Annotated in this window: 13 protein-coding genes and 1 pseudogene; 7 read left to right on the top strand and 7 right to left on the bottom strand. The window is 61.5% G+C overall.

What is annotated here, in order from left to right; translation table 11 throughout:
• Positions 1–13: 13 nt before the first annotated feature.
• From ACFOJE_RS13970 to cbpA, 3 genes are all read right to left on the bottom strand, one after another.
• On the bottom strand, positions 14–1,606 hold the full coding sequence (locus tag ACFOJE_RS13970; protein WP_377814997.1) for a sensor domain-containing diguanylate cyclase: 1,593 nt from the start codon (positions 1,604–1,606) through the stop codon (positions 14–16).
• A gap of 301 nt (positions 1,607–1,907) precedes the next feature.
• The gene (locus ACFOJE_RS13975) at positions 1,908–2,213 is read right to left on the bottom strand and encodes a chaperone modulator CbpM (protein ID WP_377814998.1); all 306 of its coding nucleotides are present in this window, start codon (positions 2,211–2,213) and stop codon (positions 1,908–1,910) included.
• Positions 2,210–3,157 carry a curved DNA-binding protein gene (cbpA, locus tag ACFOJE_RS13980; protein WP_377814999.1) on the bottom strand — a complete coding sequence of 316 codons (948 nt, stop codon included), beginning with the start codon at positions 3,155–3,157 and terminating at the stop codon, positions 2,210–2,212. Before cbpA ends, ACFOJE_RS13975 begins: the two co-directional genes overlap by 4 nt.
• Before the next feature lie 208 nt (positions 3,158–3,365).
• On the opposite strand from cbpA, the gene ACFOJE_RS13985 reads away from it, so the two are divergent.
• From ACFOJE_RS13985 to ACFOJE_RS13995, 3 genes are all read left to right on the top strand, one after another.
• Complete coding sequence (locus tag ACFOJE_RS13985) at positions 3,366–3,629, top strand: DUF2790 domain-containing protein (RefSeq protein ID WP_377815001.1); 264 nt, start codon at positions 3,366–3,368, stop codon at positions 3,627–3,629.
• A gap of 132 nt (positions 3,630–3,761) precedes the next feature.
• On the top strand, positions 3,762–4,466 hold the full coding sequence (locus ACFOJE_RS13990) for a hypothetical protein (protein ID WP_377815002.1): 705 nt from the start codon (positions 3,762–3,764) through the stop codon (positions 4,464–4,466).
• Between the two features lie 289 nt (positions 4,467–4,755).
• Positions 4,756–5,088, top strand: a complete 333-nt coding sequence (locus ACFOJE_RS13995) for a hypothetical protein (RefSeq protein WP_377815003.1) — start codon at positions 4,756–4,758, stop codon at positions 5,086–5,088.
• 261 nt (positions 5,089–5,349) lie between these two features.
• On the opposite strand, the gene ACFOJE_RS14000 is transcribed toward ACFOJE_RS13995, so the two are convergent.
• Positions 5,350–6,690, bottom strand: a complete 1,341-nt coding sequence (locus ACFOJE_RS14000) for a hypothetical protein (protein ID WP_377815004.1) — start codon at positions 6,688–6,690, stop codon at positions 5,350–5,352.
• 155 nt (positions 6,691–6,845) lie between these two features.
• On the bottom strand, positions 6,846–7,139 hold the full coding sequence (locus ACFOJE_RS14005; RefSeq protein WP_377815005.1) for a transposase: 294 nt from the start codon (positions 7,137–7,139) through the stop codon (positions 6,846–6,848).
• Positions 7,140–8,109: 970 nt separating this feature from the next.
• Here ACFOJE_RS14005 and ACFOJE_RS14010 point away from each other — a divergent pair.
• The 3 genes and pseudogenes from ACFOJE_RS14010 (at position 8,110) to ACFOJE_RS14020 (ending at position 10,026) form a co-directional block, all read left to right on the top strand.
• A complete protein-coding gene (locus ACFOJE_RS14010; RefSeq protein WP_377815006.1) occupies positions 8,110–8,511 on the top strand; it encodes a hypothetical protein in 402 nt (133 codons plus the stop codon).
• A 2-nt stretch (positions 8,512–8,513) separates the two neighbouring features.
• Complete coding sequence (locus ACFOJE_RS14015) at positions 8,514–8,918, top strand: hypothetical protein (protein WP_377815007.1); 405 nt, start codon at positions 8,514–8,516, stop codon at positions 8,916–8,918.
• A 145-nt stretch (positions 8,919–9,063) separates the two neighbouring features.
• A pseudogene (locus tag ACFOJE_RS14020) lies at positions 9,064–10,026 on the top strand (IS5 family transposase).
• A gap of 129 nt (positions 10,027–10,155) precedes the next feature.
• Here ACFOJE_RS14020 and trpA read toward each other — a convergent pair.
• Both trpA and trpB read right to left on the bottom strand, forming a co-directional pair.
• Positions 10,156–10,965 (bottom strand): tryptophan synthase subunit alpha, encoded by an 810-nt coding sequence (gene trpA, locus ACFOJE_RS14025; protein ID WP_377815008.1) that lies wholly within the window; start codon positions 10,963–10,965, stop codon positions 10,156–10,158.
• On the bottom strand, positions 10,962–12,173 hold the full coding sequence (trpB, locus tag ACFOJE_RS14030) for a tryptophan synthase subunit beta (protein WP_377815009.1): 1,212 nt from the start codon (positions 12,171–12,173) through the stop codon (positions 10,962–10,964). Before trpB ends, trpA begins: the two co-directional genes overlap by 4 nt.
• 135 nt (positions 12,174–12,308) lie before the next feature.
• Between trpB and ACFOJE_RS14035 the strand changes: the two genes are divergently transcribed.
• Positions 12,309–13,190 (top strand): LysR family transcriptional regulator, encoded by an 882-nt coding sequence (locus tag ACFOJE_RS14035; protein WP_377815010.1) that lies wholly within the window; start codon positions 12,309–12,311, stop codon positions 13,188–13,190.
• The last annotated feature ends 7 nt before the right edge of the window (positions 13,191–13,197 follow it).

The raw sequence follows: 13,197 nt of genomic DNA on the forward strand, positions 1-13,197 counted from the left end.
GACCCGGTGGAATCTAACTGCCGATCGTATCGACGGAGTCCGCCTTCCGATCGGCCGTCCCCTGCGCCGCCACGACGCGGTTGCGGCCGCTGCGCTTGGCCTCGTAGAGCATCTCGTCCGCCACCTTGAGCGCCTGCCCGACGTCGCCGCCGTGCTCCGGCCAGCGCGCGACCCCGAGGGAAACGGTGATGTGCCCGACCGGCTCCATGGCGGCCTGTTCGACCCCACGGCGCAGACGCTCGGCGACCTGGCGGGCGATGTCCAGCTCGGCACCGGGCAGCAGGACGACGAACTCCTCTCCCCCCATACGGCAGAGCACATCGCCCTCCCGCGAATTGGCCCGCATGATGCCTGCGAGCAGCTTCAGCACCTCGTCGCCGACATCGTGCCCGTAGGTGTCGTTGACGTTCTTGAAGTGGTCGATATCCAGCGCCACGATCGCGAACGGCTGCCGCTCCGCCTTCCAGGCCGAGAGGGCCATCTCCATGCCGCGGCGATTGTTCAGGCCGGTCAGCGGATCGACCTGCGCATCCTGGCGCAGCTTGCTGATGTTCCGGTTGATCAGGCCGATCCCGATCAGCAGGGCGCGCTTCAGCTCGGAGGACTCGAAATACCAGGAACGGATGCGCTGGATCTGCACGGCGCTGTCCGGGCGGTCGATGCCCCGGGCCCCTTCGGCGAGTTGCCGCAACGGCCGGGAAATCAGCCTGGCGAACACCCAGATGAACAGCACGATGATCACCGCCAGCGGCAGCGTATTGAGCACCACGTTTTCCATCAGCACGTCCAGAGCCGCCAGCGTGGCCAGCGTGGGCCGCTGGGCGACGACGCCCCAGCCGGTGGAGGGCACGATGGCATAGCCGGCCAGCATGTCGACGCCCTGGCTGTTGTGCAGACGCATCTGCCCCGACTCGCGGCGGAGCACGGCATCGATGACGGGGTTCGCGCCCACCTGCGTGCCGACCCGGTCGCCCTCCTGGTGATAGAGCAGACGGCGCTGATCGTCCACGACGTAGAGATAGGAGCCGTCGCGGTAGTAATGCTCGCCCAGCAGGCTGTTCAGGATGCTCTTCTGCTTCAGGTAGATGGAGCCGCCCACGTAGCCCAGGTATTGCCCGGCGGCGTCGAAGACCGGAGTCGAGATGAAGACGATCAGGTTCCCGGCCGCCGAGACGTAGGGCTGGCTGATCAGCGGGCGGCGTTCGCGCAGGGCCGCCACGGCGCCCGGAGAGTCCAGCTGCCGGCCCACCAAGGCCAGACTGTTGGGCGAGGTGGCGCGAACGATGCCCTGCCCGTCGACGACGGCCACCGAGTTGAAACTGTCCGTCTGCAGCCGGATGCGCTCCGATTCGTCGAACAGCAGGGCGTCGTCGGCGAAGCGATTCGCCAGGCGCGCCGCGCTGTATTGCAGCTGCTGCACCGCGGAGTGGATGAAGTTCTCCGTGCTGGCGGCCAGCTTGGTGGCGTAGGCGTGATTGCTCTCGAGGGTGTTGTCGATCAGCTGCTGGCGCTGGACTTTGTAGCTGGCATGGAAGCCATTCACCATGGCGAAGATGGCGCTGGCCAGGGCCAGAGCAATGATCAGCAGGCGCAAGTCCACGCACATCGTGCGCGAATCGCCTTTCGAGTCCCGAACTTCCACACGCTCCCCCAAGAGTCCGACCACGGCGAGCCGCGCACTCTACACACAAAGGATCGGGCCATACAGCCTTTGCCCGTGCGAGGCCCTGTCGCCGGCTCTTGCATGGCCGCGACATCGATAATGGAACCACGTTCGACTATCTTTCCGCCCGATATCCCCGGCGATGGCGGATTCGACAGGCGTCGCCGGAGGGTCGGATATCGGCGGGGAAGCGGCGGGCCGGATCGCCGCGCAGCCTGCGCGACCCGGCCCGTCGAAGGCGAAGCTAGAGCTCCATGAAACGCAGCAGGCGCCGCTTCAGGCGCTCGTTCTCGGCGCGCAGGCGGTTCACCTCGTCGAGCAGGTCGAGGGCCACGGCCACCGCCTGCCAATCCAGCTCCAGCTCGCGCTGCAGGCGCAGGGCCTGACGCAGCCGGCCCAGGGCGGCATCGTCGAAGCGCCAGGCGTCGGGGCTGCCGCCGCCCGGTTCGACGATGCCGTGTTCGACGATCTCGATCAGGCTGTCGGCGGGCACTTCCACCAGCTGGCAGCATTCTTCCAGGGTCAGTTGCACGGTCAGGGTCGTCGTCATGCTTGCTTGCTCCATTGGCTACGCGGGTCGAAGCCCGCCGCATCGCGCAGCTGCGCCCAGAGTTGACGGGCGTTCTCGTCGCTGCGCGGCGGCATCACCACCTTCAGCACGGCATACAGGTCGCCGGCCGCGTGCTTGCTCTGCAGCCCCTTGCCCTTGATGCGCAGGCGCTGGCCGGTCTGGCTGTCCGCCGGGATGGTCAGGTTGATGCGCCCGGACAGAGTCGGCACCTCGACCCGCGCGCCCAGCGCCGCCTCCCAGGGCGCCAGGGGCACGGTGACGATCAGGTCGTGGCCGTCGACGTCGAACACCGGGTGCGGCACTAGGCGGACGACCAGGTACAGGTCGCCGTTCGGCCCGCCGGCACTGCCCTGCCCGCCCTGGCCCTTGACCCGGATGCGCTCGCCGTCGGCGACGCCCGCGGGAATCTTCACGTTGAGGCTCTTGTGCTGGTCCGGCTGGCGCCGTCCGTGCTCGTCGTAGTTCGGCAGCACGTACTCCACCGGCTTGGTCTGCTCGGCCAGGGTCTCCTCGAGGAAGACCGGCATCTCCAGCTCGATGTCCCGCCCCCGGCGCGGCGGCCGCGCGCGGTGGTGGGCGCCCGGCTGACCGCCGAAGATCGACTCGAAGAAATCCGAGAAGTCGCTGCCGCCGAAATGCTCGTGCTGGCCGCCGAAGCCGCCCGCGTGCTGCCAGCCCGGCGGCACCTCGAAGTTCTCCCCGGCGCGACCGTACTGGCGCAACTGGTCGTACTCGGCGCGCTTCTTGGCGTCGCCGAGCACCTCGTAGGCCTCGGCCACCTCCTTGAACTTGTCCTCCGCCCCGGCCTCCTTGTTCATGTCCGGGTGGTACTTGCGCGCCAGCCGGCGGTAGGCCGTCTTGATCGTCTTCTCGTCGGCGGTGGGCTCCACCCCGAGCATCGCGTAATAGTCCTTGAACTCCATGGAAGCTACCTTGGTGTTGGGTTGCTATCAGTCTAGGCCGCCGGGCGGACCGAGTGTTGATCCAGATGGGGAGCGCAGGCCGATCGAGCCGTCTCCGTCCTATCACTCCCGCCGAATATCACTATCGGCGACAGACATTGTTCGTCTTCCGATCGTGCCAGTAGCCTCCGAAGCCATTGGAAAATCAATGCCGAAATGGAAGCTGGAAGTGAAACCGTCTTATCTGCCATTGCTATCCGTGCTGCTGCCCGCACTCTGTGCCACCGCCGCCGTGGCCGCCCCCGAAGCCCAGACCGCCGCTGAAAACGAGCCGGACATCGCCAGGGTCATCTCCGTCGAGGAGGAAACGCCGCACCCGCTGGCTCCGCCCGTCTGCGAAGTCATCGACGTCAAGATGACCTACCTGGATTCCTCCGGCCAGACCCGAATCCACACCTACCGCAAGCTCGCCCCGGCCTGCAGCAGGAGCTGAACCGCTCGCCCAAAGGCGTCGGCGCCCGGCCGCCGGAGCGGCTGGACACGATCAAGCCGCCCCGCTTTTGCCGTTTCTTGGCCCGCGACCTAGACTGGCGCTGTCCAGTTGCCAGTTCGTTTGGGGTAGGGAATGCCCAGGCTCGCTCAGATTGCCCTTGTGGCCATGCTGCTCGCCGGCTGCGCCGGCCAATCCGTGCCCGTACCGCGACCGGAGACGGCGCAGAGCGCCGGCGTGGGCATGGAGCTGAAAGTGCGCCTGTACGGTCTGGCCACCTATCGGGCAGACGGTGCGTTTTTCGTCAGAAGCTGCCCGGACGCCAGCGCGGCATGCGAGGAGCGACCGATCGGCTCGAACTACGGCAAGGATGGGCGCCTCTATCTGCTGAACGCCGAGCCCGGCGAATACCGGGCGGTCGCCGCGGCCTTTCGCTCGGGCGCGCCGGGCGATCAGAGCCTGTATTTCGCCTACTTTCCCAGCGCCATGGCAGAGGCCTCGAAAGTGCAGGTCCGGCCCGGACAGCTCGCCTACGCAGGAAGCTACCTGCTGTCCGCCGCTCCCGGACTATGCCCCGACAAGGCCGAGCCGTCCCAGTTGAAGTACGCGGAGATGATCGAGCCGGGCACCCCGAAGTGCGGATTCTTCAAGACGCTGCTGCACAAGATGGCGACCGGCGACTACCTATTCATCGGCGGCACGGCCTATCCGGTCGGCACCCAAACCTTTCACTATCGGGGCACCACCTTCGAAAGACGGGCCGAGCCCGCCGATGCGAGCGAATTCAGGAATGCAGCCCGGAGCGACCTGACAGGCGCAGGATGGGATATCGACAACTGAGCCCGGACTGGGCCGGGACAAGAGAAAAGCAGCGGCTGCATTCCGATAGCAGGCGCGGCTTGTAGCGCGACAAAGTTGAAGCCTGGCGTAGGGTGGAAAACTGCGAAGCGTTTTCCACCGGTGCCCTCCGGGCTGCCTGGCAGATCGGTGGACAAGGCTGCGCCGTTATCCACCCTACTTGCTGGACTCCCTACATGCGCCGCAGGAGCGACTCGATCAAAGCGGCGCGACGCAAGCTGTCGCCGCGCAGGGCGATAGTGGGCCCACGCAACGACCGAGGAGACGAACCATGCAGGCCGCACTGCTACAACAACTGAGCGAACGCTACCCGGAGGTCTACGGCGAACTCCAGGAAGCCGACTGCGGCGACGGCTGGTTCGCCATCCTCGACGCCCTGGGCGAAGCGCTCGCCTACTGCGCCGAGGTCGATAACCGCCACCCGCCGCAGGTGCTGTCGTGCAAGCAGAAGTTCGGCCGACTGGTCTTCGGCAAGCTGCATCTACCACTCCAGGACCGCCGCACCTTCGAGATCGCCACGGCCATGAGCCTCAGAACTTGCGAACACTGCGGCGGCCCGCTGGGCACGGCCCAGGTCCATGCGCGCTGCGTATGCTCTGCCTAGACGGGCACAATGTTCTGAAACCGAGCCTGTCGACACCCGGCAGTAGGAAACAGAGGCTGCCGAGTCATGAGCCCCATGCGGGAGCGTGGAAACGATCACAACCGCGAAGCGTTTTCCACCGGTGGCCTCCGGACTGCCTGGCAGATTGGTGGGCAAGGCTACGCCGTTGTCCACCCTACTTGCTGAGGCTTCTGGCGTCACTGGTCATCGGGAAAAATCCCGATCATGCCTATTGTATTGCCGGATTAATAACAAGACACACTAGAACTTGTAAGTAACCTGGACGCGATTATATGTAAACGCTTGATTCCCAGGGTTTAGACCGTTTTTCCCGCCGCTAGAGCGCTCCCAGCGATCACGAATGGATAGTCCATTGAGAACTCCACGGAAGTTATATGTCAAGTCAGCATGAACGTCGTGACTATCGCCAAAATAGTCAGTCACATATTTTGCGTAGGCCGTGGTAAATTGCAGCTTATTATCGAGCATATTATAGGTAAATTTTGCTTTCCATGCATGCCCTGGACCCATCTCAACCAAGCCACGAATCATCGAGGTTGTATATAGCGGATCCGATGCATAGCCCACAGTAAACGGAGAAACCAAAGCCCCACCGCCAACGGCATTACGACTCCCCTCCAACTTGTTGTAATAAATATCGAATCGGCCATTTGGTATCAACAAGCCAGCATCCAAGCCCCAAGCATTGGCTTTAACCTTATCACCACCGACTACAGTATTAACCCTTGCGGTGGAATCCGTTAAATAGTTATTTGCCCCACCGGTTTCATGTGCGTACTGGGCACCAATTACAGGATCGAAGCCCGCTCCTGTTTTAAACGTATAGGACCCATCGATATAACCCAGGTGAGCAAAGTTCTGGAAATCATAAAGCCAAGCTTGCGTTTTGAGTCCGCCAATTGCGTAGGTAGTTCCTGCCGCATAAGTTCCATTATCATGCCTTGCATTTGAGGGCAGAGTACCATTCCCTCCGAACATATGATTATCTTCGTATCCAGCAGGATAATAAAGGTTATCGCGCTCGTATGAGCTCGATGTACGACTACGCCAAGAGAACTCTCTTAGCAAGGTAATGTTCCAATCCTTGACTGGTGTAAACGTAGCTGTAACAGCATTATATGACGCTGGAACCACCCGGATGTCGCTACCCGACATCCACGGAGTATTTAAATATTGGTACCCCCCTTTCAAAGTCAACCAATCCCGCTTGTATTGCAAATAAGCCTGGGTTACAGCGGCATAAGAGCTTCTATCCCCCATCAGGGTAGTATCAACCTTGGTGGGGTTATCGTCTTTAGAACCTAAGTCACTCACTCCCGCCAGAGACGCACCGATACTAAACCCATGGAACGATCCGGTAGTTCCATTTAGCAGCAATGCACTTGACAGCGCATGCTGATCGGGTCTGTTGTCTTTCCCGTCGTAAATCCTATTAAAGTTATACAGACGCAACTCACCGTCCACATGACCTTTCGTGATGACATCTGAAATAGCCCCTTCCTCGCTTTGAGCACCAGCCTCAGCAGTTACTCCAAGAAAGATTAAAGACAAGGCAAAATACTTAGAAAAACTTAAATTCATGAATTCTCCCTTGAAAGGCATGCGGCTGGATGAACTTAAGCATGCTGTCTATCTATTTGTGCTTTCGTATTGCCGGATTAACGGCAGCTGTAGATGGCAGGAGGGGCTATCCAATTGCGTACAGTTAATACTACAGCACACAAGGAAGCTCAACATTATTCCTTATGAACATGAACTCCCAACATCATCTCCATCAATTCCCGACACCATCTCCACAAAATCTCAACAATTGTGAAAACAGCTTTAGTCAGAGCTTTCTGAAACCCCATCAAGTACCTAAACAAGATTAATCGATATGTTTCACCGTAGCCGGACAACACCTGATGTATATGGCTACAGAGTGACCGGACGCTCTGGTAGGCGCTCAGTGGCAGCCATTCGTACTTGATCTTCCGCCACAACATCTCGATCGGATTGAGCTCCGGCGAGTAGGTGGGCAGGAAAACCACATGGATGCGCAGTGCCCTTCATTCCAGTCGTTTGCGTTGAAACAAGGCCGGGCGGTGAATACGGGCATTGTCGAGCACGACAATCGCAAAGGCCTCGGACGACTTCTGCTCGACCGACCACCTCGGTCGTCACGGTCGCAGTCGTTGTGTAATGGATCAGCCGAACCTGACGACTCAGAAACCCCAACACCGTAAGTATCTCCCGGCAAAGCCGGGGCTTTATTCTGTTAGCCCCTCAAAGGGGAAAAGTACTGGTGGTCGGGGTTTATGGAGCGCTTACGATTATTCCGATGGCTTCCACGCTCCTGAGTAGAAACCAAACCTTCGGACGCTCCGCGCCCGGCGGCAGGAGCGGCTTGTAATGCGGCAAAGTTGAAGCCTGGCGTAGGATGGAAAACCGCGAAGCGTTTTCCACCGATGACCTCCGGGCTGCCTGACAGATTGGTGGACAAGGCTGCGCCGTTGTCCACCCTACTTGCTGCTCTGCGCCGCACTGCTCGGCCTTGAGGGCTGAGGTCGCCGAGAAGTAACTCCCGTTCCGATGGCTCCCATGCTTCTGCGTAGGAGCCAAACCTCTGGCTGCTCCGCCCCCGGCGGCGGGAGCGGCTTGTAACGCGACAAAGCTGAAGCCTGCTGTAGGGTGGAAAACCGCGAAGCGTTTTCCACCAGTGACCGCCGCGCTGCCTGACAGATTGATGGACAAGGCTGCGCCGTTGTCCATCCTACTTGCTTGCTGAACCTTAGACGCTCCCCATCCAGCCGCAGGAGCAGCCTGGAGTACGTGCCCACGCGGGAGCGTAGGCACGATCAAACTCGTGCTCGTTACGTATGCGCCATTGAAGGATAATGGCAAAGTGGGGCGGGCGACTCATGGGGCGACTTTCCACCTTTCCCGAGATGGGGTGGTGGACAAGGTCGCTCCTTTGTTCGTCTTATTGCGTTTTCTTGTTGGACGACACTGAGGGTTTAAATGAAAAAAATAGAAGTGATCTTTGATGCCGTTAGGTCTCTTGGGCTTAATCCGGTAATTGATACTGACGGAGACATCGAATTTAAAAATAATTTTGGAACGTTTTATATATATTATGATGAAGAAGATGGATTCTTTAGCTTGGTTTTCCCCTCTTTTTATGAGACCGATAGTCTAGCAAAGAAAAATGAGGCTCTTCTTGCATGCAACGAAGTCAATGAAAAGATAAAGGTGGTAAAACTTTACATCTATAAGGATGACGTTTTTGCCTCGGCCGAGGCTTTTTATCCTGGAGATCAAGGCGTTAAGAATTTAATAGACAAATACCTGAAGGCAACCTATGCCGCATTGAAATTATTCTCTGAAAATATAAGTGCGTTCGGTAATGCTCCGGAGAAATAGCCATGTCCGATGCACAAAAGGAAAAGACTAGCGGTAGCGCCATTGGTGGTGGAGCTACGGCAGCAAGCAGCGGAACATTGATTATCATGATTGCTAATAGCCTACCCCAAGACTCCCTATATAAAATAGCACTGCTGCATGCTGCGCCAACGATCACGGTGATTATAGGAGCGATCGCCACTTACTTAATAAGCTGGGTAAAGCAACATCTTGCGAGGAGGGAGTTAGAGGACGCCGTCAGCGACGCAAAGAGTTATATGGTTGAGATGTTGAAGAATCCAGAGACATCTGATGGCCATAAAAACAACATACGGCAAAAATTGGAGCAACTTGAGTCTGTTACTGTGGAATCCAAGTTGTCCGCAGTGAAAAAGTTTGCTGACGGAAGCAAGATTACAAATTATTGACCTAATATTAAATTCAGCTTTGTCTTGGCGAGATGTAGGTTTTTATTTTTATGGTTTTTTTTTGCAACCATAGGTGGTTGATCCTGGAAAAAGTCCCGACCGATCTGCTGAAATGTCATCCCCTACTGAACCTAAGCCCCGCCGCATGCCCCAGATGAGCTTTTCTGATGCCGAGTACGCCGGCAAACGCAAACAGACTCGGCGCGAGCACTTTCTGGTGGAGATGGAGCAAGTGGTGCCATGGGGCGGACTGCTGTTGCTGATCAAGCCGTACTACCCCAAGGCCGACAATGGGCGTCCACCGTATCCGCTGGAAACCATGCTGCGCATCCATCTGTTGCAGAACTGGTTCGCCCTCAGCGACCGGGCGATGGAGGAAGCGCTGTACGAGATTACCTCGCAGCGTCAGTTCGCCAAGCTATCGCTGACCCAGGACAGCATTCCGGAAGACACGGCGATCATGAACTTCCGCCAACTGCTGGAGAAGCATGGTCTGGTGGTAGGTATCTTGGCCGTGATCAACGGGCACCTGGATGACCAGTGGCTTTCACTGCGCCAAGGCACCTTCGTCGATGCCACCATCATTCATGCGCCGAGTTCGACCAAAACCAAGAAGGCAAACGCGCCCCGGAAAGGCACCCGACGAAGAAGGTCAGCCGCTACCATTTCGGCATGAAGGCGCACATCGGTGTGGATGCTGACTCCGGTCTAGTGCACAGCGTAGAGGGTACAGCAGCCAACGTGGCCGATGTCACCCAGGTCGACCGACTGCTGCACGGTGAGGAGAACGGGGTCTGTGCCGAGGCGGGCTATACCGGCGTGGAGAAGCGTCCCGAGCATGGAGGGCGTGAGGTTATCTGGCAGATCGCAAGCACTTGAGTAAAAGCAGCGCCCTGTACAAGCGCGAGATCGAAAAGGCCAAGGCGCAGGTGCGGGCCAGGTCGAGCACCCGTTCCGAGTGATCAAGCGCCAGTTTGGCCACACCAAGGTGCGTTTCTGCAGCCTGGCCAAGAACACGGAGCAACTGGTCACCTTGTTCGCCCTGTCGAATCCATGGATAGTGCATCGACAGTTGCTGGCTGATGATGTAGGAAAGGTACGCCTGTAAAACGCAGAAACCAGGGCGAAACCCTGGTTTCTTGTGAATGTCTGCCTCGTGGATTGGGCTGAAAAACGATCAGATCTCCAATCGGCTGCTCGTGACTGACTTGTTCGGAGTTTCCCTAGTGATAGGGAACTATCTCCTCGCCCCCCTCACCCCATCCGCCAATTCCCGACACAACCCCAGCACGCCGTCGATGGCCTGCTCGCCGGAGTCGGCCTTGGCGATGCGGTCGATCAGGGCGGAGCCGACCACCACGCCATCGGCCAGGCGGGCGATGGTGGCGGCGTGTTCCGGGCTGCGGATGCCGAAGCCGACGCAGACCGGCAGGTCGGTGTGGCGCTTGAGGCGGGCGACGGCCTGTTCGACGTGCTCGACGGTGGCCGAGCCGGCCCCGGTGACGCCGGCCACGGAGACGTAGTAGACGAAGCCGGAGCTGCCTTCGAGCACGGTGGGCAGGCGGGCGTCGCCGGTGGTCGGGGTGGTCAGGCGGATGAAGTCGATGCCGGCGGCCTGGGCCGGGTCGCAGAGGTCTTCGTTGTGCTCCGGCGGCAGGTCGACCACGATCAGGCCGTCGACGCCGGCGGCCTTGGCGTCCTCGACGAAGCGCGCTACGCCGTAGTGGTGGATGGGGTTGAAGTAGCCCATCAGCACCAGCGGGGTGTGCGCGTCGTCCCGGCGGAACTCGCGGACCATCTGCAGGGTTTTCAGCATGTTCTGCTTGCCGGCCAGGGCGCGCAGGTTGGCCAGCTGGATCGCCGGGCCGTCGGCCATCGGGTCGGTGAAGGGCATGCCCAGTTCGATCACGTCGGCACCGGCCTTGGGCAGGCCCTTGAGGATCGCCAGCGAGGTGTCGTAGCTCGGGTCGCCGGCGGTGACGAAGGTGACCAGGGCGGCGCGGCCCTCTTGCTTCAGCTCGGCGAAGCGGGTCTGCAGACGGCTCATATTCTTTCCTCCTGTTCGGCAAAGTGGTGCATGACGGTCTGCATGTCCTTGTCGCCGCGGCCGGAGAGGTTGACCACCAGCAGGTGGTCCTGCGGCAGGCCGGGGGCGCGCTTGAACACTTCGGCCAGGGCGTGGGACGACTCCAGCGCCGGGATGATGCCTTCCAGGCGGCAGCACTGGTGGAAGGCGTCAAGGGCTTCCTGGTCGGTGATCGAGGTGTACTCGACGCGGCCGACGTCGTGCAGCCAGGCGTGCTCCGGGCCGATGCCGGGGTAGTCGAGGCCGGCGGAGATGGAGTGGGCGTCGATGATCTGGCCGTCGTCGTCCTGCAGCAGGAAGGTGCGGTTGCCGTGCAGCACGCCCGGCTCGCCGCCGTTCAGGCTGGCGGCGTGCTTGCCGGTGGCGATGCCCAGACCCGCGGCCTCGACGCCGACGATCTTGACGCTCGGCTCGTCGAGGAACGGGTGGAACAGGCCCATGGCGTTGGAGCCGCCGCCGATGCAGGCGACCAGGGAGTCGGGCAGGCGCCCCTCCTTCTCCAGCATCTGCTCGCGGGTTTCCTTGCCGATCACCGCCTGGAAGTCGCGGACCATGGCCGGGTACGGGTGCGGGCCGGCGACGGTGCCGATCAGGTAGAAGGTGGAGTCGACGTTGGTCACCCAGTCGCGCAGGGCTTCGTTCATGGCGTCCTTGAGGGTGCCGGTGCCGGCGGTGACCGGGATCACCTCGGCGCCGAGCAGCTTCATGCGGAAGACGTTGGCCTGCTGCCGGTCGATGTCGGTGGTGCCCATGTAGATCACGCACTGCAGGCCGAAGCGCGCGGCCACGGTGGCGGTGGCCACGCCGTGCATGCCGGCGCCGGTCTCGGCGATGATGCGCTTCTTGCCCATGCGCCGGGCCAGGAGGATCTGGCCGATGCAGTTGTTGATCTTGTGCGCGCCGGTGTGGTTCAGCTCCTCGCGCTTGAGGTAGATCTTCGCGCCGCCGCAGAACTCGGTGAGGCGCTCGGCGAAATACAGCGGGCTCGGCCGACCGACGTAGTCGCGCTGGAAGTAGGCCAGCTCTTCGAGGAACTGCGGATCGTTCTTGGCCTTCTCGTATTCGGCGGCCAGAGCGTGGATCAGCGGCATCAGGGTTTCGGCGACGTACTGGCCGCCGAAACGGCCGAACAGCCCTTTGGCGTCCGGGCCGGTGCGGTATGAGGTCATGGTGGGCTCCTGGGATGGATCGTGCGGCGGGGGCCGGCCGGGCCGGCGTGCCGCGATACTGGCAGGTTAGGCCATCCCCCGGGCGCCGAAAAGCGATAAGATCGCCGCAATCCGTCAGAAAAACTCACAGATGCCATGAGCCGCGACCTGCCCTCCCTGAATGCCCTGCGCGCCTTCGAGGCGACCGCCCGTCTGAACGGCGTAAGCCAGGCGGCGAAGGAGCTGAACGTGACCCACGGGGCGATCAGCCGGCAGCTCAAGAGCCTCGAAGCCGAGCTCGGCACGGCCCTGTTCGTCAAGGAAGGACGCGGCCTAAAACTCACCGATGCCGGGATGCTGCTGCGCGAGGCGGCCGGCGAGGCCTTCGCCCGCCTGCAAAGCGCCTGCGCCGAACTGAAGCGCCGCACCGGCGAGGCGCCGTTCGTCCTCGGCTGCCCCGGCAGCTTGCTGGTGCGCTGGTTCATCCCGCGCCTGGATCGCCTCAACCGCGAGCTGCCGGAGCTGCGCCTGCAGCTCTCCACCGGCGAGGGCGACCTCGACCCGCGCCGACCGGGGCTGGACGCCAGCCTGCTGTTCGCCGAGCCGCCATGGCCGGCGGACATGCGCGTGCACGAGCTGGCGGTGGAGCGCATCGGCCCGGTGCTCAGCCCGCGCTATGGCGGCTTCGGGGCGCTCAGCCGGGCCGCGCCCGAGGCCCTGCTCGGCGAGGCGCTGCTGTACCCGGAATCGCGCCCGCAGGCCTGGCCCGCCTGGGCCGCCAGCCAGGGCCTGGCGCCCGATGCGCTCGCCTACGGCGCCGGCTTCGAGCACCTCTATTACCTGCTGGAGGCGGCGCTGGCCGGCCTCGGCGTGGCCATCGCGCCGCAGCAGCTGGTGGCCGACGACCTGGCCGCCGGCCGGCTGGTGGCGCCCTGGGGCTTCGCCGAGACCCCGGCGCGCCTGGCCCTGTGGGTGCCGGCACGGCTGGCCGACCGCCGCGCCGAACGCCTGGCCGAGTGGCTGAGGAAAGAGCTGTAGGAGCGAA

The organism is Azotobacter bryophylli (assembly GCF_042643485.1).
Lineage (GTDB): Bacteria > Pseudomonadota > Gammaproteobacteria > Pseudomonadales > Pseudomonadaceae > Azotobacter > Azotobacter bryophylli.

Bases quoted from the DNA above. Each gene is read 5' to 3' on its own strand.
- ACFOJE_RS13995 (WP_377815003.1), top strand. From the start codon at position 4,756: ATGCAGGCCGCACTGCTACAACAACTGAGCGAACGCTACCCGGAGGTC.
- ACFOJE_RS14035 (WP_377815010.1), top strand. From the start codon at position 12,309: ATGAGCCGCGACCTGCCCTCCCTGAATGCCCTGCGCGCCTTCGAGGCG.
- ACFOJE_RS13970 (WP_377814997.1), bottom strand. From the start codon at position 1,606: ATGTGCGTGGACTTGCGCCTGCTGATCATTGCTCTGGCCCTGGCCAGC.
- ACFOJE_RS14015 (WP_377815007.1), top strand. From the start codon at position 8,514: ATGTCCGATGCACAAAAGGAAAAGACTAGCGGTAGCGCCATTGGTGGT.
- trpB (WP_377815009.1), bottom strand. From the start codon at position 12,173: ATGACCTCATACCGCACCGGCCCGGACGCCAAAGGGCTGTTCGGCCGT.
- ACFOJE_RS13975 (WP_377814998.1), bottom strand. From the start codon at position 2,213: ATGACGACGACCCTGACCGTGCAACTGACCCTGGAAGAATGCTGCCAG.
- ACFOJE_RS14000 (WP_377815004.1), bottom strand. From the start codon at position 6,690: ATGAATTTAAGTTTTTCTAAGTATTTTGCCTTGTCTTTAATCTTTCTT.
- ACFOJE_RS13990 (WP_377815002.1), top strand. From the start codon at position 3,762: ATGCCCAGGCTCGCTCAGATTGCCCTTGTGGCCATGCTGCTCGCCGGC.
- trpA (WP_377815008.1), bottom strand. From the start codon at position 10,965: ATGAGCCGTCTGCAGACCCGCTTCGCCGAGCTGAAGCAAGAGGGCCGC.
- cbpA (WP_377814999.1), bottom strand. From the start codon at position 3,157: ATGGAGTTCAAGGACTATTACGCGATGCTCGGGGTGGAGCCCACCGCC.
- ACFOJE_RS14010 (WP_377815006.1), top strand. From the start codon at position 8,110: ATGAAAAAAATAGAAGTGATCTTTGATGCCGTTAGGTCTCTTGGGCTT.